This window comes from Cryptosporangium minutisporangium (genome assembly GCF_039536245.1).
In the GTDB taxonomy this organism is placed as follows: Bacteria; Actinomycetota; Actinomycetes; order Mycobacteriales; family Cryptosporangiaceae; genus Cryptosporangium; species Cryptosporangium minutisporangium.
Map to the genome: position 1 here is coordinate 394,730 of NZ_BAAAYN010000017.1, position 26,985 is coordinate 421,714.

General features: G+C 70.2%; 16 protein-coding genes and 2 pseudogenes. 7 read left to right on the forward strand and 11 right to left on the reverse strand.

The window, feature by feature from the left end:
* Window positions 1-13: 13 nt before the first annotated feature.
* Window positions 14-1,663, forward strand: coding sequence for a right-handed parallel beta-helix repeat-containing protein (locus tag ABEB28_RS13595; protein WP_345728413.1), 1,650 nt, complete (start codon window positions 14-16; stop codon window positions 1,661-1,663).
* 41 nt (window positions 1,664-1,704) lie between these two features.
* Here the strand turns inward: ABEB28_RS13595 and ABEB28_RS13600 are convergent, their stop codons facing one another.
* From ABEB28_RS13600 to ABEB28_RS13645, 10 genes and pseudogenes are all read right to left on the reverse strand, one after another.
* Window positions 1,705-2,187 carry an SUKH-3 domain-containing protein gene (locus ABEB28_RS13600; RefSeq protein ID WP_345728414.1) on the reverse strand — a complete coding sequence of 161 codons (483 nt, stop codon included), beginning with the start codon at window positions 2,185-2,187 and terminating at the stop codon, window positions 1,705-1,707.
* Window positions 2,188-2,224: 37 nt separating this feature from the next.
* Window positions 2,225-2,968 (reverse strand): YwqJ-related putative deaminase, encoded by a 744-nt coding sequence (locus tag ABEB28_RS13605; protein ID WP_345728415.1) that lies wholly within the window; start codon window positions 2,966-2,968, stop codon window positions 2,225-2,227.
* A complete protein-coding gene (locus tag ABEB28_RS13610) occupies window positions 2,965-5,793 on the reverse strand; it encodes a toxin glutamine deamidase domain-containing protein (RefSeq protein ID WP_345728416.1) in 2,829 nt (942 codons plus the stop codon). The genes ABEB28_RS13605 and ABEB28_RS13610 overlap by 4 nt, the downstream gene beginning before the upstream one ends.
* A 190-nt stretch (window positions 5,794-5,983) precedes the next feature.
* On the reverse strand, window positions 5,984-6,118 hold the full coding sequence (locus ABEB28_RS13615; RefSeq protein ID WP_345728417.1) for a hypothetical protein: 135 nt from the start codon (window positions 6,116-6,118) through the stop codon (window positions 5,984-5,986).
* Between the two features lie 46 nt (window positions 6,119-6,164).
* Window positions 6,165-14,963, reverse strand: a complete 8,799-nt coding sequence (locus tag ABEB28_RS13620; RefSeq protein ID WP_345728418.1) for a toxin glutamine deamidase domain-containing protein — start codon at window positions 14,961-14,963, stop codon at window positions 6,165-6,167.
* A gap of 50 nt (window positions 14,964-15,013) precedes the next feature.
* Window positions 15,014-15,385, reverse strand: coding sequence for a hypothetical protein (locus tag ABEB28_RS13625; protein ID WP_345728419.1), 372 nt, complete (start codon window positions 15,383-15,385; stop codon window positions 15,014-15,016).
* Window positions 15,382-15,738 (reverse strand): YbaB/EbfC family nucleoid-associated protein, encoded by a 357-nt coding sequence (locus ABEB28_RS13630; RefSeq protein ID WP_345728420.1) that lies wholly within the window; start codon window positions 15,736-15,738, stop codon window positions 15,382-15,384. Before ABEB28_RS13630 ends, ABEB28_RS13625 begins: the two co-directional genes overlap by 4 nt.
* A gap of 218 nt (window positions 15,739-15,956) precedes the next feature.
* The gene (locus tag ABEB28_RS13635; RefSeq protein WP_345728421.1) at window positions 15,957-16,262 is read right to left on the reverse strand and encodes a WXG100 family type VII secretion target; all 306 of its coding nucleotides are present in this window, start codon (window positions 16,260-16,262) and stop codon (window positions 15,957-15,959) included.
* 15 nt (window positions 16,263-16,277) lie between these two features.
* Window positions 16,278-16,607 (reverse strand): WXG100 family type VII secretion target, encoded by a 330-nt coding sequence (locus ABEB28_RS13640; RefSeq protein WP_345728422.1) that lies wholly within the window; start codon window positions 16,605-16,607, stop codon window positions 16,278-16,280.
* Window positions 16,608-16,766: 159 nt separating this feature from the next.
* Window positions 16,767-16,952: pseudogene (locus tag ABEB28_RS13645) on the reverse strand (type VII secretion protein EccB); the annotation flags it as partial.
* Between the two features lie 197 nt (window positions 16,953-17,149).
* Between ABEB28_RS13645 and ABEB28_RS13650 the strand changes: the two are divergent.
* On the forward strand, window positions 17,150-17,887 hold the full coding sequence (locus ABEB28_RS13650) for an SUKH-3 domain-containing protein (RefSeq protein WP_345728423.1): 738 nt from the start codon (window positions 17,150-17,152) through the stop codon (window positions 17,885-17,887).
* Here the strand turns inward: ABEB28_RS13650 and eccD are convergent.
* Window positions 17,876-19,213 carry a type VII secretion integral membrane protein EccD gene (gene eccD / locus ABEB28_RS13655; protein ID WP_345728424.1) on the reverse strand — a complete coding sequence of 446 codons (1,338 nt, stop codon included), beginning with the start codon at window positions 19,211-19,213 and terminating at the stop codon, window positions 17,876-17,878. The genes ABEB28_RS13650 and eccD overlap by 12 nt on opposite strands.
* 97 nt (window positions 19,214-19,310) lie before the next feature.
* On the opposite strand from eccD, the gene eccCa reads away from it, so the two are divergent.
* The 5 genes and pseudogenes from eccCa to ABEB28_RS13680 all read left to right on the forward strand — a co-directional run.
* Complete coding sequence (gene eccCa, locus ABEB28_RS13660) at window positions 19,311-23,288, forward strand: type VII secretion protein EccCa (protein WP_345728425.1); 3,978 nt, start codon at window positions 19,311-19,313, stop codon at window positions 23,286-23,288.
* Between the two features lie 56 nt (window positions 23,289-23,344).
* Complete coding sequence (locus tag ABEB28_RS13665) at window positions 23,345-23,920, forward strand: hypothetical protein (RefSeq protein ID WP_345728426.1); 576 nt, start codon at window positions 23,345-23,347, stop codon at window positions 23,918-23,920.
* Between the two features lie 25 nt (window positions 23,921-23,945).
* Window positions 23,946-25,676 carry a WXG100 family type VII secretion target gene (locus ABEB28_RS13670; RefSeq protein ID WP_345728427.1) on the forward strand — a complete coding sequence of 577 codons (1,731 nt, stop codon included), beginning with the start codon at window positions 23,946-23,948 and terminating at the stop codon, window positions 25,674-25,676.
* Window positions 25,667-26,779, forward strand: a complete 1,113-nt coding sequence (locus tag ABEB28_RS13675) for a S8 family serine peptidase (protein WP_345728428.1) — start codon at window positions 25,667-25,669, stop codon at window positions 26,777-26,779. The genes ABEB28_RS13670 and ABEB28_RS13675 overlap by 10 nt, the downstream gene beginning before the upstream one ends.
* 9 nt (window positions 26,780-26,788) lie before the next feature.
* Window positions 26,789-26,985, forward strand: a pseudogene (locus ABEB28_RS13680) (SPFH domain-containing protein); the annotation flags it as partial.

The following is a 26,985-nucleotide window of genomic DNA, read 5'->3' on the forward strand; positions in this document are numbered from 1 at the left end:
TTCTCGGAGCGCCATGTCGCGCACGCTGTTGGTCTCGACGAGTCGGCCCGGCGCCTACCCGACGCTCGGCGAGGCGCTTGCGGCCGCGAGCACGGGTGCGGTGGTCACGGTGGAGGCCGGTGAGTACACCGAGAACCTTGTGCTTGCTGATTCCGACGTGACGGTGGTGGCCGCCGAGGGTGCTTCGGTCGTGCTGTCCTTCTCCGACCGGTACCTGCCGTTGATCCGGACACGCGACGGATCGGCGACGCTGACCGGGCTGACGCTGCGGGCCGGGGACGCCCCGGCGGTGCTGGCCGAGGGCGGCCGGTTACAGCTGACGCGGTGCCGGATGTCGGCGGGGTACGGGCCGGGTGTCCGGGCGTCGGACCGGGTCGACCTGACGATGACCGACTGCACGATCAGTGGCGCCCAGCAGGGCCTCCTGATCGAGGACGCCGACGGCACGGTCACCGGCACGACGATCGAGGACATCACCGACGACGGGGTCGTGGTGCGGCTCGGCGCCGACCCGGTGCTGCGCGACTGCACGATCGTTCGCTGCGGGTACCGGGGCGTCTACGTCTACGAATCCGGGCGGCCGACGTTCGAGGGCTGCGACATCTCGGCGACCCGCGACGCCGGCGTGGCCGTGACGCAGGCCAGCGCGCCGACGCTGCGGCGTTGTTACGTGCACGACGTCGGCGCCGCGGGCATCACCGTCGACCGCGGCTGCGGTGGAGCGATCGATTCGTGCAAGGTCGAAGGAACGCTCCTCGTCGCCGAAGGCGCCACGACGACCATCACCGAGGCGCCGGTCGCGGCTGCGGTCGGAATCGGCTCCGCGGCGGAAGCCGACACCTCGCAGGTGGACACACTGCTCTCCGAACTCGACGCGATGGTCGGCTTGGAAGGTGTGAAGGCCGAGGTCCGGGCGTTGATCGACGAGATCCAGGTCAACGAGTGGCGACGCAGCGCAGGGCTGGCCGTCGGCGCGATGAGCCACCACCTGATCTTCGCCGGTGCCCCGGGAACCGGTAAGACGACCGTGGCGCGGCTCTACGGGCAGATCCTGGCGGCGCTCGGGGTGCTGCCCGGCGGTCCGTTCCGTGAGGTGTCCCGGCGGGACCTGGTCGGTCAGTACATCGGTCACACCGCGGAGAAGACGTCAGCGGTGTTCGATTCCGCGAAGGGTGGCGTGCTCTTCGTCGACGAGGCGTACACGCTGTCGCGCTCCGGCGCGGCCGGTGGGGACTTCGGCCAGGAGGCCATCGACACGCTGGTCAAGCTGATGGAGGACCACCGCGACGAGATCGCGGTCATCGCCGCCGGTTACACCGGCGAGATGCTGGAGTTCCTCGACGCCAACCCGGGTCTGGCGTCCCGGTTCGTGAAGACGATCGAGTTCGGTAACTACGCTCCGGACGAGTTGACGCTGATCGTGCGTCGGATGGTGGGCTCCGGGGACTACGTGTTGACGACGGACGCTGTGCCCGCGTTGTTGGAGCACTTCAGCACGATCGAGCGGGACCAGAACTTCGGCAACGCGCGCGAGGCCCGCAAGCTGTTCGAAGGCATGCGGAAGGCACAGTCGCAGCGGCTGCGGTTGCTGGGTCGCATGCCGAACATGGACGAGCTGCGGTCACTGACCGCCGACGACGTACGGGCGGCGGTCGCGCGTTAGCGGCGCGGGTGGCCGCTAACGCGCGGCCCACCGCCGCGCGGTCACCAAGTGCCGTCGTCGCGGACGCGCGGTGGGGCCGCACCGGTGATCAGCGTGGTCAGCGCCGCCTCGATGGTGGGGCCGAGGAACCACTCGCCCGCGTGGTCGAACGCGAAGACGCGGCCCTGCTCGTCGATCGTGAGCACCGCGTCGCCGTCGCCCTCGACGCCCAGCGGGAACAGCCGCACCCCGAGCAGCCGACCGAGGTCGGCGAGCGTCGCGGCGGTGGCGGCGGCCATCGTCGGGTCGAGCGCGAACGGACGGCGACGAAGTTCGCGGCCCGGCTCGTCCTGCCGGACGAAGACGCCGCCGAACTCCGCGAGCACCGCCTCGGCTGCAGGGAACGGGGTGTGCCGGGACCCGTCGGCACCGGGCTGTGCGCAGACGATCCGGATCGCCTCCGCGCTGGCCTCGGGGACCCGACGCCCCTCGCTCCAGCCGCTGGCGCGGAGGACGGTCTCGACCTCAGCGGGGAATCGGCTCACGCGTCGTACTCCGTGTTCGGGTTGGTCTGCGGGGCGTTCACGCGTCCGGGTCCGTCTCCGCCCAGAAATCCTCGGGAGGCGCGACGTCGAACCCGAAGTAGGCGAGCATCGCCAGGCAGGAGAGGCACGGAGCGCCCGCCACGGCGTCCTGCGGGTCGGCCGGCTCACGTACCCGGTAGGTGACGAGCTCCGCGCCGCGGAACACCCGCTTCCGGGCCTCGTCCAGGGTCGTGGGTGGCGCGCCGACGCCGGCTCGGCGTGCGTCCTCGGCCAACAGCGCCACCGAGAGCGCCACCACTTCGGAGCAGCGCTGGTAGCCCCGCTCGCGGAACTCCACCGGAAGGCGCTGCAGGGCGTCCTCGACCAGCGGGTGGTGCTGGGGCGCCGAGTCACCCTTCACACTACGAGCGGTCACCGGCGGACCGTCGAGCAGCAGGTAGGTGATCGTCGCCGGGGTGCCGACCCGGTCCAGGTCACGGCGGACCTGGGTCAGTTGGTCACCGTCCGGGCGGGGAAGCGGAAGCGCCGACTGTGCTGGCAGCGCCGCTCGGTAGCGCTGCGCGACGACCTCCACTGGCAACGCCGGCCAGACCGAGAGCTCGCCGGTCTCCCGGTCGATCACCCCGCGTCCGGCGCCGAGTTGGGGTTCGGCGCCGGCGCCCCAGACGACAAAACCGGCGTCGAACTCGTAGAGCTGGGGCGACAAGTCGGGGCTGCTCTCGGCGACCCAGCGAGCGGCGATCCGCCGCGCTTCGTTCGCCGTGATGCCGCTGCCGGTCATCGGGCCGCCCCGGTCGGACGGGTGGGCACCTCGGGGCTTTCTCGCTGGGCCGGGGGTTCACTGGTGGCAGGGCTCACCGGGTGTCCGGCGAGCAACTCGTCCGGGATGACCGGGAGCACCGTGGTGGCTGCCGCCACCGACGAGCCCGCGGAGGCCGGTGTCGGTCCCGCCGGCGGCAGGGCCGCCGGGGCCGCCGGGGTCGGATCGGCCGCGGGAAGGGGTAGCGCGGTCGTCGGAGGCGGACCGGCGGCCGCGGCGGGCGGGGAAAGGTTCGCGGGTGCCGGTTCGGTGACCGCAGTGGCGTAAGCGGTCGACGCCGTCCGCGTCGTCCATGGGGACAGCGGCATCCCGGGAAGCGGCACCGGCCGGGCGGCACCGTCCACGATCACCACCTCGAGAGTCCGCACCCACTCCGTCGGCGGCGGGACGTCGGACACCGTCCCCAGCTGCGGATCCACCCACCGCACCGCACCGCGGTGGTTCACCGCGGCCGTGGTGCGCGCGTCACCGTCCTGCCAGCCGGTCACCAGGACCGCGAACGCACCGTGCCCGGCCTGCCGCAGCTGGTCGGTGACCGTGTCGAACGCCGCGTGCACCTGGTAGGTCTCCAACCGGCTCTGCACCTGCTCTGCCTGGCGGAACAGCAGCTGCAGGTTCCCACCCAGCGCGTCTTCCAGCCGCCGCCGTCCGGTCGGCTCTCCCCGCAGCGGCAACCGGGTGGTCCCGCTGCGGTGGGCGTCGACGATCCGCGGCACCGCGACCCGCGGCCGCCCGCGCAGGTAGACGTCGTAGAACGCCAGCGTGGCGTCGACGCAGTTCTGCGCGCGGCTGTTGTCCGCGTACGGCCCGACGCCGTTCAGCCGGGCCAGCCAGGCCGGCGTCGGCTCCGGAGCTGCCTCGAACGCCCCGTCCTCGGTGCGCGGCAGCACCTGCTCCAGCGCCGCGTGTTCGGACTGCAGCGGTCGGCGGTAACCCGCGGGGATCTCGTAGCGTCCGGCGCCGTGCCGGCCACCCTCGCGGACCAGTGCCACCGCGGCACCGTTCACCCAGCGGCACATCTCGGGCCGCAACCCGACCAGGTCGATCAGCCGCTCCCGGCCCTCGAGACGTAAGCCGGTCGCTTCGGCGGCGCAGACCGCCGCTTCCCGATCCATTCGCTGGGCCTCGGTGCCGAGCCGCTGGTACCGGTCGACGAGCAGCTGCTGCCGAGCGGCCAATTCCACCGACTCGTTGACCCGCTTGTCGCGCTCCCCCGCCAGGCCGTCGAGATGCGCGGCGAGTTGCCGGAACCGCTGCTCGGCCCGGTCGAGCCAGTCGCGGAGCTGTTCGACCTGCCGCTGCCCCTGCTCGGCGCGAGCGAGCGCGGCCTCGGCGTCGGCGGATTGGTCGTCGACGGTGAGACGGGCGCTCTCCTCCCGGAGCTGGCCGATCCAGGCGTCCCAGGCCGCGACGTCCCGCATTGCGCCGCGGGCCTGTTCGGACAGGCGTCGCTGCTCGTCGGCGACCGTGTTGGCTTCCGCCGTGATCTGCTGCAGTTCCTCGGCGAGCGTGGCCCGCCGGTGCGCGGTCCACTGCCAGGTCGCCCGCGCCTCGTACGCCTGGTCACGGGCTAGGGCAGCCTGCCGGCTCAGCTCGGCGGTTCGGGCTTCGGCGGCGAGCGCCTCCCGACCGGCGCGATGGGCCTGCACCTGCAGCTCCACGTCGGAGCGTCGCCGACCGGACTCGATCGCCTGCGTACGGTGCAGCGCGTCCGGTGGCGCGACCGGCGGGGGCATCAGCAGCCGGATCGCCCGCGGCAGGCGGTCGGCGACCGCCTGCCGGTAGTCCCGTGCACCGCCGAACGGTCCCGCAGGATCACGATCGGCCGGTTCCATGGCGACGTCCGGTAACGCCAAAAGCTCATCCGGACGCCGCTCCGCGACCGGTTGCGGCGTCGGCTGCACATCCGCCGGGGCCGGGGAGATCGGGGTCGGCGTGGCCGGTTGGGTGGCCGTCGGCGCCGGGGAAACTGGAGCGGGCGCGGTCTCCTCGGTGACCGTCGGCGCCGGAGAAACCGCGGCGGGCATCTCGTCCGCGTCGACCGAGAACGCCAGCGCGAGCGGCACGTCGTCCACCGGCGTGGTCTTGGGCGGGTCGGAAGCCGCCACGGGTTTCGGTGGGTCAAGCTGCCGCACGTCGGACGCCGACGCAGGCTCGAGCGGGTCGGGCTGCCGCGCGTCGGAAGTCGACGCGGGTTCGGCGTCGGCCGGTGCGCTGACGAATTCCGGAGGAGTGAGCAGCTCCGGCGGGGTGGGCCCGGGTTCGAAGTCGGCCGGGTCCGGCATCTGGTACGGCTGCGTCGGCTCGTCGACGAAGCGCCGGCGGCGGTCGGCGTTCATCCGCTCGCTCGCGTCCGGCAGCGCGGGCATGTTCTGAAGCGTCGGCGGGCCGGCCTCGACGTCCGGGTCGGCGGCCAGCAGGAACTCGGACCGGGTCCAGCGCGAGCGCTCCGGCCGGCCGTCCTGCGCACCGCGCACCAGTTCGAGCTGCGGGCCGCGGAGTAGCGCCTGCGGCACGTCGGTCGGCGACGCCGGACCATCCGACGTGGACGACTTCGAGGTACTGGCGGGCAGCGCCGGGCCAGCCGACCATCTGGTCGCGTCCGGGTCGTCGTCCGGAGGGCCCAGCCGCTCCAAGTCAGGGTCGGGTGCGGGGCCGTCGCCGGGGACCGCGTCGTTCGTCGGCTCGTCGATCGGAGCGCTGTGACGACCGGCCCCACCGTTAGCCCCAGTGGCCGTGCGGGACGGCTCCGGGAGACCGTGGAGCGCCAGACCGGAGGATTCCACGGGAACACGGTACGCGGCGTCCGCCGCTCCGTCCGGCCATCGTGACGTGCGGAACCTCAATTTCCGGTTCTATGCCCTTCGCCCGGTTCGGAACGTCCTCGGACACGCTCGGCGGAACCATCGAAAGCGAGCCCACTGTTGTGATCCAGCCAGCAAAACCCCTTCTACGTAACGTCGCATTGACCCAGCGTCATCGCGTCAGGTACTCACCGGTGTCCGGGTCGTACCCCTCGATCTCGCGGGCCCGGCGGACGAACTCGTCGTCGGCGCTGTTGGTCCGCAGCTCGGCCTCGGCGTGGTGCCGACGCGACCATTCGTAGTGCAAGTCCGCGAGCGCATGCGACGGCGGGTCTCCTCGTGCATCGGGCTCCTCACAGCTCGGGCCGGCCGAGCCACCAGGTGAGTGCGGCCTCGGCGGGGTCGGGCGGCTCCCCGGCGGCATGCCGGTCGAGTTGAGCGGCCACGCGATACACCGCGGCACGACCGGCCCGCGGCCCGGCGTCCATCGCAGCTCGAACGGCCTCGACGACCGCGGCGCGCGCCACGGTCCGCACCGCGTCGACGACCTCCGCGGAAAATGGGCCCGCCGACGCCGGTCCGTGGATCCGGCTGACCAGTGAGCCGCCCGGGGTGGGCGGCAGCAGCGGACGCGCGGTGGGCAGACCGGCGGGGATGTCGGTGACCACCGTGGCCGGGTCCTGGGTGCGGAGGTGCTGCCAGCCGGTCGGCGTGGGCGGCCAGTGTACCCAGAGCGCGTGGCGGCGGGCGAAGTCCGGGGCGAGGCGACCGACGATCCACGGGACGGTGTCGTCGCCGGTGACGAACAGGAAGCGGCGATCGCCGGTGGCCTGTGGGGTCAGCTGGACGAGCGTCTGGTCGACGGCCGCGATCAGGTAGGGGGCGGTCCAGCGGAGGGCGACGTCGTAGGCGGAGGCGACGATCGCGACGTCCGCGGGGGACGTGAGGTCGTGTGCGGCGACGGCCGCCCGCACCGCCTCTGGGTGGGCAGACACCTCCGGGGCGGTTACTTCGCCGTGGTGCTCTGGCGGTAGAGGTCGAGGAATTCCGCTTCGCTGGGCAGCGTCACCGCCATCCGGATCCGCAGGAACTGCTCCGTCTCGCTCCGGTCCACCGGTCGGAGTATCCCCAGGTATCGGTCCTGCGCCAGGAAGGTGATCGGGTCGGAGTGCCAGGTCTTCTCCGGCAGCGCCAACGTCATCGACCGGTGTCCCTGCGGCCCGCTCGCCAGCACGGTGACGCCCGAAGCCGGCCTCTCCGTGCCCTGAAAGTGGTTGAGGAAGTAGTAGATCTTCGTCGACCCGTCCGACGGCGTCGGCGCGAGCGTCTCCGCGTTGGGTTTCGGGTCCTCCGGTGGCGGCTTCGGATAGATCGGGGCTCCCACCGGCTCGCGTCCCTCCGCGATCGCCGCCAGGTACCGCTGGATGACCACCCGAGGGGGGAACGGTCCGTGCCCGGTGATCCGCCCGGTGCTCGCGTTCAGCACCCACGTCGACCGCCCCGGCTCCCGGGCTCGCCTGATCTGCTCCTCCGTCACCGGGATCGGCTTGATCACCCACCCGTACTCGAAGCGGACCATGGTCCACTCCATCCCTGGACGGAACACGCGATCCAGGTAGGCCTGTGCCGCTTCCCGCGTGTCCAACGGTTCCGTCAGCACCGTTGACCCTCCCGTCCAGCTCTACCGTGATGTAGGAGAGCTCAATCGTGTCGGAGACCAGCCACTCCGGCGGCCCATCGGACGTCGACCCGTCCTGCGGGTCCCACCACACAGGGCCGTCCGCGTCCAACGGGTAGACCACGACCGTGGCGTGCGCATCGCCGTAGAGCGGCTCGTTGTGCTCGTCGAACAACAGGTTCCCGTCGTTGTCCGCGGCCTGCCAGACGTTGGCCACCAGGGCAGCGGAGCCCGGCCCGAGCGCGGCGACGTTGTCGTGCAACGCCCAGAACCGATCCGCCATGTCCGACAGGTCGTCGTGGTTCAGCCACGTCTCCGCGCCCAGCCACCACATCGCGCGGTTGATGCCCCGTAGCTCGCCTTGCGGGTTCTCGCCGGCCGGAACTTCGTCCGCCCACCGCGGCAGCGACACTTCAGGCCGACCGTAGAAGGACGACAACGCCGCCAGCGAGCAGTCCAAACAGTTGTTGTCCCGGTCCGGCCGCTCGACGCCACCGTCGTTGATCAGCGCCCCGTATGGATGCCAGCGAGGATCCGCTCCGATGATGTGCCCGTCAGGTGAGGCGAGCGCTTGGCGCACTGCGGCTTGATACGAGGGATCTTCGAGTGGCTGCAGGCGCCGCTTACGGATGCTGCGGGTTTCGTTCAGCGGCGGAGACGGGGTGCTTCGCGCGAACGGTCCGGCTGGGCCTTGCCAGGCGGAGTCGTTGTCGCTGGACGGGGCTTCTACAAGGGATCCAGCCCCGGTGGTTCGCCCTTCCACCGGAACAGCCAGTGGATCGTCTCCTCGTCCGGGAGCGGTTCCGACCCCGTGATCCCCGGTGTAATCCGCTCCGCCTCCGCCCGGTCCAGAGGGCGGAACCGATCGAAGTTCTTCCGGTTGAAGAGGATTCGATGAGCCGCCGCCGGATCGTAACTCCAGGCCTTCTCCGTGTGGTCCCACAAGAGCGCGTCGGACGTCGCTGTCTCGAGCACTGCGATCCCCACCGCCCGCGGGTCCGAGATGCTGCGCCTGTAGAGCGCGTAGTACGCCAGCGTCATCAGCTGTCAGCTCCTCCAAGACGGCCGGCCGTACGGGCAGATCTTGCTCGTCGAGCCCGAACTCGGCCACCACATCTCCGATATCAAGGCCTTGCGAGGTCAACCACTTAGCGTAGTCAGCAAGTAGCTTGGGATGCTTCGATAGCCATCGTGCGAGGCTGTCGTCCACGATGGACCAGCTTGAAGCGAGGGCTGGAGGTGGCTCGGCCAGTCCCAGCATGTCTCGGCTGATAGCTGTGGACTTCTGTATCCATATCAACCGCAGTAGTGCAGGAATCTTTCGCGCGACCGCCTCATTGGGCTCCTGCAATATCCGGTCGAGCTCGGCTATACCTCGCACCGAGCTCAACGACCGATAGGTGGCGAGAGCTAGCTCGAATGGCTGGTCGTGGTGGGCGGAGCGCAAGACCACGACGAGCTCCTGGTGCAGATTCCCTGCCTGCCATAGATCTAGGACGCGGTCCACTGCGTAGCCGCGACCTTCCAAGAGATTCAGAAGCAGGAGAGTCGCTGCCAGATATGATTCGTCAGCAGGAAGCTGTACTGAGAGTCGAAGTATCTCGCCATCACTCTCCGGAGCTTCGCCAGAGGCGAGATACCGATCAGCGTCTAGATGTTCTAGGGCAAGCGCGTCGCGATCCCGGATTCTCCAGGATGGGCTGGCCAGCTCGACCGCATCAAGACCGAGCTCCTCGTTCACGTCGGCGCTGATCTCGACGAGGTCTGTGGCGATAGCTGGCGCTGACCTAGCAGCAGCATCGATAGCAGCGTCTATCTTTGCACGCACATCTTGCGCGATCTTAGGCTTAGCCGATTTCTTCGGGCTAGTTACCGTAATCGGTAACGTAGTAGACCCGAAGAGGTTTCCAGGAAGTAGATCGCGCCCCATCGCGGCTCGGAATAGCGCAAGCTCACCGAACGTATTCGGCATCTCGCCTGCCGCATAGACCACCTTTCCTTGTTCGCCCCCGACCACCCAGTTGCCGTCCGGAAGCTCTCGGATGTCCGCGAGCAATCGTGCAAATTCACGGCGTTCCAGCGGCCAGTCCTCCGGCCAGTCCTCAAGTAGTTCGCCAGGAGCATGTGGAACGAAGGGCACCTCGCCCTTGCCAATACGCCGCGCCGCAGTGAGGCGGCGATTGTCAAGACTTACGAGAGAGCCGTCCGCCCATAACACCCCGTGCAACGGACCGCCGTGCCACCCTCGCCCGATCGCCGTGGCGAGCTCGTCAATCGTCTTTTGATCATTAGTTCGCTTGCCGATGGACCGCTGGGTGAATGCAATGTCAGTCGGGTTCACCATTCGCGTGAACGGAAGCGCACGCTGGACTGCCATGCGATCTTTCTCAGGTACGTCATCGGCGCTTGCGAAACCTAGATCAGCCCAGGTGGCGGCGCGTGACCCTACGGCCGCTGGCGAAACCGACTGCATCATCTCCGCTGGCCGTAGAGGCGACGCACCCGACGACGCTGAACCTGCCGGCGCCGCTGGAGTGGTGGGAGCGCTGAGCCATCGCACCCCCTGCCAATCCGCCCCGATCAGCGTCCTCCGCCCCACCCAACTCCGACCCAACCCCGACCGCCCCGCCAACGCGATCTCGTTCGGACTCGGATACCCGGGCGTCCCGAACCACGACGTCTCCGCCCGGTACAGGAGCTGGTCGGCGACGCCTCGCTGCCAGTCGAGATCCGCGAGTACGACCGAAGGCTCGACGCCGGGATAGGCCGCAGCGACCGCCTCCAGCTCTGCCTGCGGAACCGGCTGCCGCGCGAACCACCGCCGGACGAGGTCCGCCTGCGACGCCGCACGATCCCGCTCGGCGTGCAGACGGCGGAACACCGGTTCGGCCGCAGCGGGCGACGCCCAGTAGAAGCTGGCACGGGCCCACGCGTACGCCCCGGCGTCCACCGCACGCAGTTCGATCCGCGTCACACCCGACTCGGCATACCAGCGCTCCAAGCTCCGAGTGAACTCGGTCGCGAAGCCCGCGCCGCGGACGTTCTCGTTCATCCGGATCCGGTCGAGTTGCGCGTACAGCTGACCGGCCGCGTCCCGACCGACTGTGAAGTGCGCGATACCGACCCGCCGTCCGACCGAGTCCACCACGTCGAGACGGACGTTCAGGTAGTCCGGCCCCGTCTCGACATGGCTCAGCTGCACACCGAAGCCCGCATAGCGCGGTCCTACGAGCCGCGACTCCACAGCAGACGCGGTCGCGTCGTGCAGCCGCCGACCGTCCAGCGCACTCCGCGGCACGAGGTCGTCTAAGAGCGGCGGACGCCCCTCCAACAGCCAGGGTGGCGTCGGGTCAGCGTCCAGCCCGTCACTCCAGGGCTCCGCCCACGCGTAGTCCGCCTCGGAAAGGTACGGCAGACCGGGCGGCTCCGCCGGCGGCGACGGAAGGTTCTGCACCGCTACGCCCACGCTCGCCAGGTGCTGGTCGAGGTCGCTCAGCTCTTCTGCCAGCACGTGGAACGCCGTCACGCTGGCGGCGTTGGTCAACGCCCGGATCAGGTACCGACGCTCGCTGAGACGCGCTTCTAGCAACGGATCTACGGCCACGCGACGCGCGATCGGCCTCCCGGTAAGCACGGTCCCGTGTTGCCGCGCACGGTCGAAAAACCCGCCCATGGCCATCGGTCCAGTGGCCGCCTGCTGCGCCTGCAGCGTCGTCGCGATCTCGTGCACCCACACGCGCGCGAGCTGGTCCGGTGCCACCCGCGCACCGACCGTGACCACGCTCCGATCGATATCAACAACCGTGGTGGCAAGGTCCGGCAGGTCAGCCCCGATCCGCACCTCGAAGCGCTCCAACCGGCCATCGGTGAGCCGCACGGTGACGGCATCCGCACCGACGTCGATCGCGGAGACAAGGCCGGTCCCGAAGTCTTGCGGCCGTACTTGCGCGGCCGCGGCGAGGAACTCGCCGGGCACGAGGTCCGGCAGATGCCCACCGCGCCCGTTGGGCACGAAGCTCGTTCGCGCCACCGACTGCGCCGCCGGCATGGTCGGTGACCCGCCGTGCGGCCCCGTCTGCTCCTCCACTACGGGGGACGCGACGCCGCGCGCCGCCGCCGGCGGCTCGCCCGGCCGCACCGGTTGTCCAGTCGGGTCCAAGACGATGGACCAGACACCGTCGACCGTGTCGTCGTACAGAGGCTCGGTGGAGACGGTGCCGAGCTGCGCGTCGATCCAGTGGATCGTGCCGTTGTGGTTGACCGCGTTCCAGGCATGCGATCCGCCACCGTGATCGGCTGCAGTACTGGTGATGATCAGCGCGGACGAGCCGTGCCCGACGGTGCGGAGTTGGTCGGCGATAGCGCTGTAAGCGGGACCGGAGACGCTGCCCCGGTGCTGGAACGTGGCGCCGAGGGTCTCCTCGGCACGCACGCGACCGTTGGCTTCGCCCGCTGTGGAAGGCTCGCCGGCCGCCGTGAACTCCCGAGTGCGGGGGGCGGAAACCTGGGGGTTGCCGAGCCAGGTGCCGAGGAAGCTCAGGCCGGTGTCGAGGCAGTTGTTGGCGCGGAACGGGGTGGCGTCGGGGCCACCGTCGTTGACCAGTCCGAGCCACCGGCCCAGCGGATTCGGGAACCGCATCGGTCGGCCGTCAACGCCGATGGGAACGGCACGCTCCAGGGCGTCCTGGTCCGCCGGATCCGGTATGTCCAGCCCACCCGGCTCCCCGGTTGGCCGCCCATCCGCACTACCCGGCGTCTCGCTTATATGGGATGGACTCGGAACCGGGGGCGGCGCGCCGCCTCTCGGTGATGCGCCCGCGTCAACATGCTCAATGTTGAAAACCTCTAATAGTTTCGAGCATGTTCGACATGGCTCCATGCTTGTGCTGTGTGTACCCGCGAGACTGATCTCTACGACGGCGAGTTTTGCTCCTGTGAGGACCTCCCGCGCGGCATCAAGGAAACCATCGCTCGGGCCGATGTACGTCTTATCGAAGTCGTAGAGAAAGTCCGACAGTAATGCAACCTCGGCGCATTGCCCGTGCCACACACGGGGGGAAACGCCGGATGCGTACAGGTCGGATCTGATGGATCGGAGCAGGTTTCGCATATCTGGGTGGAAAGCCGGCGACTGCTTCCCTCCGCCTCGCATGCTCGTATGCGAACGCACGACTCCATTGCTGGTGATCAAGGCGCCAGCAGCCGACACCAATCTGTTGTTCTGCCTCCGCAGGCTCCATCTCTGAACTTGGACCTCGGTCGCCACCCGGTCGGCCAATGCCCGTGCGGCCTCGATCGCATGGCGCGTTAAGTCACTATCGGAATCGACCTTGGTAAGCGGACTGTCGTATGCGCTCGCGCCATTCGCTGTCGGCCCCTTCGAAGTAAGCAACGGGGGCGGCAGCTGAGTCCCATCTGGCGAGGTCGAACCACTCGATGCACTAGGAGCCCGCGCTGGCGCTGCCGGAACCTTGTCCGCCTCTACAGGCGCGGTGACTGCCGCGCGCTCAGGCGAAGGCCCGATCGGAAGTGACAACGCCCCTCGAGTCACAGTAACTGGGCTGCTATCAGCACGGGCAGGGAACGATTCGATGTCGCCTTGAGTCTTCGTCGCGGGGACCGGAGCAGTCGACGTTTCTTTGCTTTGCGCAGCTAGAGAGTCAGCGGCGCCAGCGATCGGCATAGGACCCACCGACGTGGAGAGCTGTTTAGGGGCCGAGGACATCGGCGGCCCTGCAATGGTGCCCTTGTCCGAGACAAGTGGTACACCAGCCTGCGGCGGCGTCGTCGTCGAGCTTCCCGCAGTACTTGTCGGAGGCACTATCGATGCGGCTACTGACGGAGTACGGCCGACTTCTTCAGTAGCCGCAGCGATCGATTGCGTTCCGTTGATTTCTACCGGAAGCGTGCCCGCAGTGGGTGGTGCGGTGGGATCAGGTGGGAAGGTTGTAGTCGAGGGACCGATGTCCGCCATCAATGGTGACGCGGGAGCTGTTGTCGGGTCTGCGAACGACGTCGGGGCGAGGGCTGCGGAGATCGCGGTGGTCGGAGCAGTGGCGGCTGGTGCGGTGGTCACACTTTGGGGCGGATCGAGCCCCGGGCCAACGGGGGCGGACTCTGGCTGGCCGGGTACGGCTGGTGCCGCGCCCGCAGGGGTGACCGCTTCCGGCAGGCCCGGGGAGGCGACTGCGCTCGGCGGGGCTGCCTCCGTCGGGGCCAGGGGTGCGCCGGTGGTCACCGAGACCGGGTCGATCGGGCCCACCGGTGCGATCGATACCGGGGTGGAGCTGTCGAAAGACACGGCCGCGGGATGGGAGCCGAGAAGGGTTTCGCGGAATCCGGTCGAACCGCCGGTGAGCGTCGCGGCGGCCAGTTGGGGAGGTGAGATCGTGTTCGCTCGGCTGGCGCCGGCGAGCGCGGAGTCCATCATCGAACCGACGGGGTACTCCCAGTTGCCGTAGACCAGCCCGTTCGCGATCCAGCTCGACGTCGGTGACGTGACGCTGTTGACCAGGCCGGTCGTCAGAGCCTGCCCGGGCGTAGCGGCGAGCTGTTTGCCGAGGCCTTCGAGGCGGGTCGACGGCGAGTTGACGCGCTCAATGCCCCGGTTGATCCGCTCGATCGAGGCCTCGGAGAGCCGGCTCGTCACCCCGCGTCCGACCCGGTGCTTCGCCCACTGCACCGCCGGCGCGACCCCCATGCCGATCGGAACGCCGACCGTCGCACCGATCGCCGAGGCGGCCGTCTTGGAGACGTCCCAACTGGCCCGCCGTCCGGACACCATCTGGATGACCTGGGCCAGACCGTCGACGAGCACGACCTCTTCGATCAGCTCCTCGGCGAGTTCCTCCGCAGCTTCCTTGCCGAGCTTGCGGAGCCCTTCCTTGGTCGCGGCCTTCTTCAGCGCGTCCTTCGCTGCCTTCTTGAGCAGCTCCTTGCGGAGTTCGCGCTCTACGCCCTTGCGCGCCAGGTTTTTCAGCAGTTGCAGGAACGACTGCTGGACCGCGGCTCGGCCGCCCAACATGATCGGCTGGATCGTGGCCGCCGAGCCGCCGCCGGTGAAGAACGCCGCGACGAGCGCCGTGAACACGCTGATGATCGTGATGATCACCGTGATCAGCGTCGTCAACTTGTTGTACTGCAGCTCCATGGCCGCGTTGTCGCTCACCGTGGAGAGCGAGCTGGCCATCTCGGCAACCGCGCTCAGCCCTGCTTCGGGCGACTGGCCGAGCGTCTCCCACAGCCCGAGGAACGCGTAGCCGGAGTCGCCGCCCCACGCAGCCACCAGATCGTTGACCACCGGACCGGCGTCCTGGATGGCGTCGTTCAACGCCTGTGCGACCTCGGCCCACTCGGCGGCGAGGACCCAGAGATCGTCCTCGTTGCCGCGCGGCCATGGGTTACCCGCGGAGACCCCGCAGATGAAGTCCCAGACGTAGTCGTATTCGCCGAAGTCCGGCTTCCAGACTGCCATCGTTACTGCTCGATTCCGGTCATTACGCGCCCCCGTTGCGCCCGGTCTCGTCAGATCGCGGGCGGTGGCCCTACCGGCTCCCCCGTCAGCTTGGTGATCGCCTCGCCCAGGGCTTGGTCGACGTCGACCGTGCCCTCCACCGCTTTGGTGACCGCCGGCCCGACGTCGGTCAGTACGTCCGTGTAGCGCGTCGCGGCGTCCAGCGTTTCGGTGGCTGCTCCGTGGCGACCCTTGTCGTAGTTCTTCAGGAACGCGTCACCCGGGGCGTCGTCACCCCAGATTTGCGTGCCCTTGGCATGGATGGCCTTGATCCGGGCCACGGACGCGCCGAGCTTCCGCTCCAAGTCCTCCGCGATAGTGGTGAGTCGCGTAGCGGCCTGGGCCGCCGCCTTCGGGCGGAGGAAGGTGTTGCCGTCGGTCATCGGAACGCGTCCCCGCCGAGGACGTCGTTGTCCAGGCGAGTGAAGAACGTGTTGAGGTCACCGCCGAGCTGCGCTCGGACGTCGTCCTCAGGAAGGAACGGGCGGCAGAATTCCAGGGCGCGGTCCGCGGCCTCTCGCGCGCCCTTCTGGATGGTCTCGGTGATCTTCGACGCGAGCTCCCGGGAGTTCTGCTCCCGGTAGACGCGGGGGTCGAGATCCAGTCGGACGAGTTGGCCGCGCGGTCCGACGGTGGCGGTCACCAGACGGTCGTCGGAGTGGACGACGACTTCGATCGTCCGCAGTTGCTCCTGCAGTTCTCCGACACCGTCGCGGAGTCGATGGAACTCTTCCAACAGCTCATCGGCGCGCGCTTGTAAGCCTCGTGGGTCCACGACGTGTGCCCTTCTCTCCGCGCCCCGCTGCTACCAGGAAAGCAGCCGAATGGTCATCTCGGGGCCGTTTTGTTCGTACTCGTTCACTCCACGCAACAGGTGCGATCCGCTCCGTGAGGAGCCCGTAGATGCCGACGCCGGGGCGCGCTCGCGCCCCGGCGCGTCGATGAGTGTCTGTGTCAGCCGGGATTGAACATGGAGGCGTTCTGCTTCTCGCGAGCCGCCATGATCTCCGCGGACTTCAGCACTGCGGACTTGATGCCGGTGAGCAACTGAGTGAGGTCGGCGGACGCGCTGTCCCACTCCCGCTTGCGCACCACGTAAGCGGCCTTCGCCTCGCCGTCCCAGGTCGCGATCAACGGCTGCACTCCCCGCTCGAGGCCGTCCAGTTCGGAGGCCATCTTGCCGATCGCGCTCTGGATGTCTTCCGCAGCCTTGGTGAGCGAGGCGAAGTTGACCGCGATCTCGTCGGATCCGTACGGCATGTGTCTCTCCTCGGCTCAGAGCTGCAGCGCAGCGGTGATCGATCCGGCCGTCGCGCCGGCCGCCTGCATTTCCGTCTTCATCTCCTCGTCGCTGACGTCGTACGTGCGGCCGGACGTGCCGACCGCCTCCGCCAGCGAGCGCAGGGACTGGTTGAGCCGGGCCATGTCTTGGTCGAACCGCTCGCGAACCTGCTGGAACGAGGCTCCGCCCCGCCCCAGCCAGGCCGACTGCAGCGGCGTCAGCTCGTTCATCAACGCGGTCAGCGTTGCGGTGAGCCGGTCAGCGACGCCGTCGACGTCCTTTTCGGTCTTGATCATCGTCGCGGTGTTCGCGCGCATGCTCATCGGAAGCCTCACCCCCGTCGGGTCTCGCAGCGACGGTAGTGACCGCCGCCGGAGGGAAACGGCTATCCACCGTCCCTCCGCAGCTACACGGAGTGGTGTGGAAATTAGTTCACCGGCCTCGGGCGCAGTGGCGGCTATCGGCCGAGCGCGGGCACCTCAGCGGATGAGGCCGTAGATGCCGACGCCAGCGAGGGCGAGCACCGCGATCATCACGCTCGCGAACGCCGCACCGGCGAGGCGTCGGAAAGGGACCTGCGCCGGGTCGGTTTCGCGCATGATGAGCGCCGAGACGAACCGTTGGACGAGGAACTGGTACGACTGCAGTTGGTCCTTCGTGGAAGCCATCGCCTTTTCCGTCCTGATCGGTCGTGGCTCGGCCTGGTGATCTCACGATAGAGAGCCGTGGCCGCGTCATCGGCGCAATCGGGCTGCCGACATCAGTAGGCCACGGGAGACTGGACCGGTCCGGACCGGAGCGAGGGCGGGAGAGCGCCATAGTCAGCCGCGAGGAAGCAGCGGAGCGGGCGTCCCGTCGGCTCGGGGTGCCCGCGGGCGAGGTCGAACTGCGGGAGTTCGACGGCGGATGGGTGGCCTGGGCTGTCGCACCCGGCGGTGCGGGGGTGCTGCCGGATCGCATCGGGGATGCGCGGGTGGTGGTCGACGGGGCGAGCGGGGATCTCACGACGTGGCCGCCGCTGCCGGTCGAGGAGATCATCGCGCGGAGTCGGCCGGCGCCGGCCGGGCGGTTTCCGGAGGATGTGGAGGCGGTGTTGCGGAAGGCGGGGTGGTATCCCGGGCGGGCGGTGCCCGACGCCGACCTCGACCGGTACGCCCAGCGCCTTCACGACCTGACCGCGGACGAGGAGCCACCCCTGGGCGTGGTGGATGCAGCACGCGGCTTCCTCAAGGAGTTCGGTGGGCTCTCCAGCCGCGAACATGCGATCGACGCGTGGCACTTTCAGCCTCAAGACGAGGATCCAGCCTTCCACCTGTTCATCGCACTCGACCAACGCATCGGTCAATCGGTTACTCCGCTCGGTTGGATCAGCAGCGACTACCGAATCGAGATCTCGATGTCCGCGGACGGTCGCGTATTCGTGGGCGCCTTCAGTGGCATCTACTTGCTGGCCGAGAACGCTGACTGGGCGCTCGTGCGCCTCGTGCGCGGGGAACTGGGCGACCTGCCGTATGTGGAAGAGGACGGCGAAATCTCGTATCGGAGCAATCTGGGAGACCCGATTGATCCGGGGAGTACTCGGGGGCCAGCGTCAGGGGCTTAGCGAGCGCACGTACCCGAACAACCCCAGCACCCCACAAACCAGCGGCACCACCGCCAGCACCAGCCCCACGTCCAGCAGTTCGGCCAACCGCCCCAGATACGGCGACGGCGGCCGCCGGCTGTACGCCAGCCCGGCCGCCAGCGCGACCCCCGCCGCCAGCAGCAACACCGGCGGCCCGACCGCGTCGCCGAGCCCGAACACCACCACACCCAGCCCGGTGAACCCCGCCACCAGCAGGGGCACCCGCTGCCGGATCGTCGCCAGCAACCGGGCCCGCAACAGCAGCGCCGACGCCACCACGACAACGAGCGCCGCCGCCGTCGGGTCCAGCCGACTCTCCGGCGTCCAACCCAGCACGACCGATCCGACGCCGATCGTCACCGAGACACCCAGCAGCGCACCCGTCAGCACGTCGTCCGAGCGGGCGACTGCCGCATACACCGCACGGCGTCCCGGCATCGGTGCCGCGTCCGCCATCAGCTCGTCGGCCGAGCGCGGCAGCGTCGGCAACGGCACCCGTCCGAGCCGTAACGCGACCAGCGGCAGCACCGGCACGATCAGCAGCGCGAGGCCGACGACCACGGCGGCAGCCCCGGCGACGCCGGTGCCGAGGTACGGCAGCAGGCCACCGAGCACCCCGAACAATCCCGCGACGATGCCGCCGACGAACAGGAAGCCGACGTCGCCGACTGCGACGTAACCGACGACCGCGACGAGGATCAGCCCCGCCGAACCCACAAGGAGGTCGCCGCCACCGAAGAACGCGTACGGCAGCCCGACTCCGGCCACCACCGCACCGGCGACCGAGTCCGACAGCACCCGGGACACCACTCCACCGAGCGCGGCGAGCAGCACCGCCAGTGCCAGCAGTACGACTCCGACCGCACCCGTCGTCAGTCCGGAGTAGAGCATGGCGGCGAGCCCGGCCAGCAGCAACCCGGCCGCGGCCACCAGTCCGGCGACCCGGGTGGTGGCCGGGGTCCAGGCGCGGCCCTGGCGCCGCGCGCCGGCCGCGACGGCGTCGGCGAGATCGTCGTAGTCCGGCTCCGGCCACTCCGTGCGCCGCGGGACGAGATGCAGCACCTCACCGTCCCGCACGTTCTGGGCGGCGAGCGGCTTCTCCGGATCGAGCGGCTCGCCGTCGGCCCGGCGCAGTGACCAGCCGCCGTGGGCCTGCCCGTCGTCGGCGAGACCCTCTCCGGCGTGGCGCAGCAGCACTGGAAGTAGTTCCGCCAACGCCGGAGCCTCCGGTAAGGCGAGGTCCACCCGACGGCGAGGTGCGGCGAGCGTGACTCGGGCGAGCCCGTCTGGGCTGGTCGTCGGCACGGTCCGCTCCTTTTTCCACAACCGCGTTTACGAACGGGACGGCTGTAGCCGCAATTTCCTTACGATAGGTGACAGGAGAATCACACGGGGAGGATCGTTGGGCACGGTCATCGTGAAACGACCACCGCGTCGCCCGGCTCCGGGCTTCCCGGAGGGCGAGCTCGTCCTCGAGATGCCTCCCGCCATTCCGGCACCGACCGGCCGGGCCTGGGGCCAGGCCATGATGATGCTGCCGATGCTGGCCGGTTCGGCCGCGATGGCGCTGATGTTCGCGGGCACCGGCGGAGCCGGCTCCACGCTGCGGTGGGTCACCGGTGGTCTGTTCGGGCTCTCCGCGATCGGGATGCTCAGCACGCAGCTGGGTTCGTACTCCGGGCAGCCGAGCAAGCAGGAGATGGCGGCACAGCGTCGGGAGTACATGCGTCACCTGGCCCACCTCCGGCGCCGCACCCGGAAAGCCGTCCGGGTCCAGCAGGAGGCGATGTTCTACCGGCACCCGGAGCCGGCCGCGCTCTGGACCGTCGCCCAGAGCTACCGCCTGTGGGAACGCCGCCCCACCGACGACGACTTCGCCGTGGTCAGGATCGGACTCGGACCGCAAGACCTGGCCACCCCGATGATCACCCCGCCGATCCAGACGATGGACGACCTGGAGCCGCTCTGCGCCCAGGCGCTCCGGCGGTTCGTCACGACGTACTCCGTGGTCGCCGACATGCCGGTCGCCCTGGCGTTGAACGGCTTCGCCCGGATTTTCCTGCGCGGCGACGCCGACGGCGTCCGCGGGGTGACCCGTGCGCTGCTGGCTCAGGTCACCACCTTTCATGCTCCGGACGACGTCCGCGTGGTCATCTGCGCCGCACCGGAACGCCTGGCGGGGTGGGAGTGGGTGAAGTGGCTGCCCCACGCCCAGCATCCGACGCGCACCGACGCGCTGGGGCCGGTCCGGCTGGTCGCACCCACCGTCCTGGGCGTCGAGGCGCTGCTCGACGACGTGCTGGCCGGGCGTCCGCGCTTCAACCCGACCGGCACCGGCCGGGAGGTCTCGCCGCATCTGGTGGTCGTCCTCGACGGCGCCGACCCGGCCGGCTCCGACCACCTGGTCACGGACAACGGCATCGAGGGCGTCACGCTGATCGACCTGGCCGGCTCCCCACCTCGCCTGCTCGATCCGACGACGCTCGTTCTCGACGTCGACCGCGCCGGGCGGTTACACAGCACGACGATGGAGGGCGACGCGGAGATCGGCACGATCGACCGGCTCGGCGTCGCCCAGGCCGAAGCGCTCGCCCGCCAGCTGGCGCCGCTCCGGCTCTCCCCTGCCGTCCGGGGCGAACGTCCGCTCACCACCGAGCTCGAACTGACCGAGCTGCTCGGAATGGACGATCCCCGCCTGTTCGACCCGGCGATCGGGTGGCGGCCCCGCCCGAACCGCGAACGTCTGCGGGTGCCGATCGGCATCAACCCGGACGGCGCTCCGGTCGAGCTGGATCTAAAAGAGTCGGCGCTGGACGGCATGGGACCGCACGGTCTGCTGATTGGCGCCACCGGCTCCGGCAAGAGCGAGCTGCTCCGGACGCTGGTGCTCGCGCTGGCCACCCGGCACTCGTCGGAGTTACTGAACTTCGTGCTCGTCGACTTCAAGGGCGGCGCGACGTTCACCAAGCTCGACCGGCTGCCGCACACCAGCGCGGTGATCACGAACCTCGAGGACGAGCTGCCGCTGGTCGACCGGATGTCGGACGCGATCCAGGGCGAGATCCGACGACGTCAGGAGCTGCTGCGCAGCGCGGGGAAGTACGAGTCGCTGCGGGACTACGAGAAGGCCCGCGCCGCCGGAGCGCCCCTCGCGCCGCTGCCGAGCCTGCTCATCATCTGTGACGAGTTCAGCGAGCTGCTCACCGCGAAGCCCGACTTCGTCGACATGTTCGTGCAGATCGGCCGGGTGGGGCGCTCGCTCGGCGTCCACCTGCTGCTCGCGTCGCAGAAGTTGGAGGAGGGCCGCCTCCGCGGCCTGGACGGTCACCTCTCCTACCGGATCGGTCTGCGGACGTTCTCGTCGATGGAGAGCCGCGTGGTCCTTGGCGTTCCGGACGCGTACGAGCTGCCGCGCGCGCCCGGCCACGGATATCTGAAGTTCGGCACCGAGGAGATGACGCGATTCCGCGCGGCGTACGTGTCGGGCGGCTACCGAGAGGGCGGACGTCGCAGCGCAGGCGCGGGCGCCGAGCGTGCACCGGTGCGCGCGTTCACGTCGACCTATCAGGCTCCCGTGCACCAGAGCGCGGACGAGACCGCCGCGGCGAAGCAGCCGGACCCGGACGAGAGCGTCGGCGAGACCCTGCTCGACATCCTGGTGGAGCGGCTGCAGGGCCGCGGCGTCCCGGCCCACCAGGTCTGGCTGCCACCGCTGAAGGAGCCGGCCACGCTCGACCAGCTGCTCCCGCCGCTGGCCGTGGAGCCGGGGCGAGGTCTGACGGTCGCCGACCCGGCGTGGCAGGGGACGCTCCGGGCCGTCGTCGGCCTGGTCGACCGGCCGCTCGATCAGCGCCGTGACCTGCTCACCGTGGACCTCTCCGGCGGGCTCGGCCACGCGGTCGTGGTCGGCGGCCCGCAGAGCGGCAAGAGCACGGTGCTGCGGTCGATGATCACCGCGCTGGTGCTGTGCCACACGCCGGCCGAGATCCAGTTCTACGGCCTCGACTTCGGCGGTGGTTCGCTCGCCTCGCTGCGCGATCTGCCGCACGTGGGCGGGGTGGCGAGCCGCTTGGAAGCCGGTGAGGTGCGTCGCACCGTGGCGGAAATCAAGACCCTGCTGCTCGACCGCGAACGCCGGTTCGCCCGCGAGGCGCTCGACGGGATGGCGACGTACCGTCGGCGCCGACAGAAGGGCGACTTCGCCGACGACCCGTTCGGCGACGTCTTCCTCGTCGTCGACAACTGGCTGACCTTGCGTAACGAGTTCGAGGAGCTGGAGGCGTCGGTCACCGACCTGGCCAACCGTGGGCTCTCCTACGGCATTCACGTGCTGGTGTCGGCCACTCGGTGGCTCGACCTGCGGCCGGCACTGCGGGACGTGCTCGGTACACGTCTGGAGCTGCGACTCGGAGAGCCGTCGGACTCCTACTTGGATCGACGAACCGCGTTGAACGTCCCGGAGAGCACGCCCGGCCGGGGCATCACCGCGGACAAGTTCCACTTCCTGGCCGCCCTACCCCGCGCGGACAGCCGACCGGAGACGGCCGATCTCGCCGACGGCGTCGCCAAGCTGGTGCAGGACGTGACCAACGCCTGGGCCGGACCGGCCGCGCCGCCGGTGCGCCTGCTGCCGTCGGTGGTGCCGTACGAGAGCCTCACCACCGCGGACGCCGCACCCGGAGCGCCCGTGCCGATCGGGCTCGCGGAGACCGATCTCGGGCCGGTGCACCTCGACTTCGCCACCGATCCGCACTTCCTGCTCTTCGGCGACTCCGAGTCGGGCAAGACCGGCTTCCTCCGGCAGCTCGCCCGGCGGATCACCGACACCCACGCGCCGGACCGGGCCAGGCTCGTCGTGGTCGACTACCGGCGTTCCCTGCTCGGTGCGGTCTCCGCCGACCACCTGATCGGGTACGGCACGTCAGCGCCGGTCACCGAGGAGATCATCGCCGAGGTCGCGGCCGTGATGCAGAACCGGCTGCCGGGCCCGGACGTGACGCCCGAGCAACTCCGCGACCGCAGCTGGTGGCGCGGGCCCGACCTGTTCGTGCTGGTCGACGACTACGACTTGATCTCGTCCGGCTCGAGCAACCCCCTCGCCCCGCTGCTCGACGTGCTGGCACAGGCCCGCGACATCGGGCTGCACCTGGTCGTCGCACGGCGCAGCGGCGGAGCGAGCCGAGCGCTCTACGAGTCGTTCGTCATGCGGCTGCGCGAGCTCGGCTCCCCCGGCCTGGTGATGTCCGGTGACCGGGACGAGGGCGTGTTGCTCGGCAACGTGCGCCCGCAGGCGTTGCCGCCCGGTCGGGGTTGGTACGTGACCCGGAAGGACGGTGCCCGCCTGGTGCAGCTCGCCTGGCTCGACCCCGTGAACTTCTGATGACGGGCGTCCGTGGTTAATCCGCACGCTCAGCAACCGCACGAACGGGGAACGCGATGGCTGACCGCGACGACGACATCCGAGCCAGCTTGCAAGCGCTTCGCGAGTTCGGCGCACGGGTGAAGGACGCCGGACACGACGAGCTGCTCAACGGCTTCGGAAACACGGTAGGAAACCAGATGTCGCAGGCGGTGCTGGGCTTCACCGGCACCGGTACCGGCCGGGGAACGCACCCGGTGGCACCCCTGGGCGAAGCCGTCTACTTCGGCAACCTGATGGCCGACTACTCGCAGGCAGCCGGTCAGCTCGCGGGCGACGTCGTTCTGGGGCTGAGTTCCCTCGGATTCGCCGCCGAGGGCATCGCAACGCAGTACGGCAACGGTGACGCGCTGAGCAGCACGACGATCGACAACGTCGTCGACGCGTTCATCCCGCTCCCCGCAGACAACACGACCCAGACCCAGGAGACGACCCAGCCCGCCGAGACGCGTGAGAACACGCCCGCCGGCGCCCCGGGTGGTCACCATCCCGCTTCACCGGAGAGCGACGAGCGACCCACCCGACCGGGCGGTGGCCCGGCCGTCCCGGACGCCGAGTCCGACGACTACAGAACGCGGCCCTTCCAACTCTGACCGAGCCGCACGGAAGGTTCCGACCATGGGGGACACGTACTACGGCTACGCCTGGGATCCGACGAGCGTCCGGGTCGCGGAGCACGACACGTACGTGCCGGAGGGCCGGACGCATCTGCTCCGGACGACCGACTTCAACGACGCCGAGAAGGTCGCGCACATCCGGGTGCTCTGGCCGATGATCCAAGGCCTCGATCCGGTCCGGATCGGCAACCTGGCCCAGCACTGGCGGAAGCTGTCGACCCAGCTCACGACCGCTCGCAACAACCTGGGGCGGAACGGCACCCGCCTCCAACCGCAGTGGACCGGCGAAGCGTCCCGGGCATTCCTGGAGCGGGTCGGCGCGGCCCTCTACTCGCTCGACCAGTGGATCGAGGCCGCGGCCACGAACGCCGCGACGATCGATCGGCTGGCCGACGACGTGCGGGCTACGCAGCCGAAGGTGCAGCGGATCTACAACGACTGGCTGGCCGAGTCGGCGACCGAGAAAACCAAGCGCGACGCGGACGCCAAGGCCATCACGCTCACTCAGGACGGCAACGACTTCTTCGGCTTCCTGAGCAAGTACGACATCGTCCGCGACGGCGGAGCCCTGTACCGATGGGCCCGCGAGTCGGTGCCGCAGGACGAGATCGACCAGAAGTACACCGCGCTGGCGTTACCGCTCGTGAAGAACCTCGCCGATCACTTCGCCAGCGCGGCGGCGACCGGCCTGGACCTGCCCGGCAGGTTCAAGGGGCCGACCACCGTCAAGCTCGTCCAACCGGCGTTCGGTGGCGCACCGCCCGGCTCGCCGCCGGCTCGGCCGACGGCACCGGCGATCCCCGGCGCCGTTCCCCCGACGTCGCCGGGCGTCCGACCGCCCGCGGTGCCGACGCCGCCGGTCGCCGCCGCCCCGGCGCCTCCGGCGCCGGTTGTTCCGGGTGTGCCGCCGGGAGCACCTGGTGTCCGGCCGCCTGCCGCGCCCGCGATCCCGGGTCCGCGGACGCGACCCGCGTCGGTATCCCGGCCGCTGCTGCCCTCACCTGCGGTGCCGACGACGCCCGCCCTGCCGACGCTCGGCGGACGTCGGGGCGGCGCACCGGGTGTCCCGGGGGGACCGGGTAGGCGGCAGCCCGGCCCCGGACGCCGGGGCACCGTGCCAGGTGTACCGGCGCTGCCCGGCCGGACCGGCGCACCGAACACGAGGCGAAAGGTCCCCTCTCCGCAGACGCCGCTGCCCGCGCAGGGCGTGCGGTCCGGCCTGGACGGTCGAACCGGCCGCACCGGCCGCACCGGTCGTCCGTCGCCGGCTTCGGCCCGAACCGAACGTCCCGGCACCCCGACACAACTCGCCGGACGGACCGGCCCTCCCCCGGCCCGCCGGATGCCGGTGACCACCGAACCGCCGGAGTTCCGCCGCACTCCGCCAGCCGCGCCCCCCGGCGACGTCGAACCGCCGGCCAAACCGTCCCTCGGTGGCCGCCGTGGGCCCGAGCGCCCGGTCGGAGCCAGTCCGTCGCAGAGCAGTCGTGGAACGCGCCCGGAGCTCACCGGACGCGCCGGGCAGCACGGCATCCCCGAGCCCGACACCCGGCCCGCCGCCCTCGCGCGGCGAAGCGCCGAAGCGCCACCGGACGAGGCGTTCGCGCCCGCCGCGTCGGCTCCGGCCGTGATCGAACGGCCGGACGTGCCGGTCGCGGCTCAGCCCGGGCCGGCACTGGGCCGGGCAGCGGTCGAACCGCGCCCGAAGGCAGCGGGGTCGGCATGGACGTGACCCGCTCCGGACGGCTCCTGACCGCGGTGTTCGTGCTCGCGGTGAGCACGCTCGCCGCGGTCGGGACCGCGCCTGCGGCCCGTGCCGACGACGTCCGCGACGACTCGTGGCACCTCACCGCGCTACGGATCGCCGAGGCACACCGCCTCACGAAGGGCGACGGCGTCGTGGTGGCCGTCGTCGACTCGGGTGTCGACCCGACGCACCCCGACATCGTCGGGAACGTCCTGCCGGGCGTCGACATCTACACCGGCGAGCCACCGGCCAGGGGACGCGACGGGTACACGGCCTACCACGGCACGGCGATGGCCGGTCTGATCGCCGGGCACGGCCACGGCCCCGGTCGGCGGAGCGGTGTCCTCGGCATCGCTCCGGAGGCGAAGATCCTGCCGGTCAAGATCACCCGGTCGGACGGGCTCATCAGCGGCCGCGAAGTCGCGCGGGGCATCGAGTGGGCGCTCAGCCTCGATGCGGACGTCATCTCGATCTCGCTGCAGACGCCCAGCGAGCGGCTGATCGAGCGGGCGGTGACCAAGGCCTGGAACCAGGGCGTTCCGGTGCTGGCCGCGAGCGGCAACGACGGCTTCAGCGGGACGGCGTTCGTGGAGGGCGTGATCCCGGTGACCGCGATCGGCCCGAGCGGCGCGTTCGTCGAGAGCCTGCGGATCATGTGGCGCCCGGTCGGGGTGGCGGCACCCGGTGGCGACATCCCGACCGCCCGGGAGGGTGGGTACTGGACCAACACCGGCACCAGCAACTCGACGGCGATCGCCGCCGGGGTGATGGCGCTGATCAAGGCCCGGTATCCGAACGACGGCATCGTGGAGCACTACCGCCGGATCCGGCTGACCGCGCAGGATCGCGGAGACCCCGGCGACGACACGCGGTACGGATGCGGCGTGGTGGATCCGGTCGCGGCGCTCACCGAGAAGCTACCGCCGGCACCGGCCGAGACCGCGGCGGACGAGCCGGCTCCGAGCCCGGTCGCGCGGGACACGTCGAAGGTGCCCACCGCCGTCGTGGCCGGTGGGGTGGCGTGGGTGGCCGTTCTGATCCTCGGTGCAGTCGTGGGCGGGGTCGTCCTGACAGTCCGGCGTAGGTGAGGGGGAACCATGTCCGTCGATCCGGAAAGGACACCCGCGCGGTCCGGTCGGCACCATGCCGTCGAGCCGGCCACACCTACCGACGCTCGTCCGCCGGCCACGTACGGCCGCGCCGCCGATCCGTCGGCGCCCCCGCCACCAGCGACGCCGCCGTCGATCGCACCGCCGCCGATCGGGCCGCCGCCGGGCACGGGGGGGCGGGCCGG

Coding starts and splice junctions, on each gene's coding strand:
- ABEB28_RS13595 (WP_345728413.1), top strand. CDS start 14: ATGTCGCGCACGCTGTTGGTCTCGACGAGTCGGCCCGGCGCCTACCCG.
- ABEB28_RS13605 (WP_345728415.1), bottom strand. CDS start 2,968: ATGACCGGCAGCGGCATCACGGCGAACGAAGCGCGGCGGATCGCCGCT.
- ABEB28_RS13620 (WP_345728418.1), bottom strand. CDS start 14,963: ATGGCAGTCTGGAAGCCGGACTTCGGCGAATACGACTACGTCTGGGAC.
- ABEB28_RS13625 (WP_345728419.1), bottom strand. CDS start 15,385: ATGACCGACGGCAACACCTTCCTCCGCCCGAAGGCGGCGGCCCAGGCC.
- ABEB28_RS13635 (WP_345728421.1), bottom strand. CDS start 16,262: ATGCCGTACGGATCCGACGAGATCGCGGTCAACTTCGCCTCGCTCACC.
- ABEB28_RS13640 (WP_345728422.1), bottom strand. CDS start 16,607: ATGAGCATGCGCGCGAACACCGCGACGATGATCAAGACCGAAAAGGAC.
- ABEB28_RS13665 (WP_345728426.1), top strand. CDS start 23,345: ATGGCTGACCGCGACGACGACATCCGAGCCAGCTTGCAAGCGCTTCGC.
- ABEB28_RS13670 (WP_345728427.1), top strand. CDS start 23,946: ATGGGGGACACGTACTACGGCTACGCCTGGGATCCGACGAGCGTCCGG.
- ABEB28_RS13675 (WP_345728428.1), top strand. CDS start 25,667: ATGGACGTGACCCGCTCCGGACGGCTCCTGACCGCGGTGTTCGTGCTC.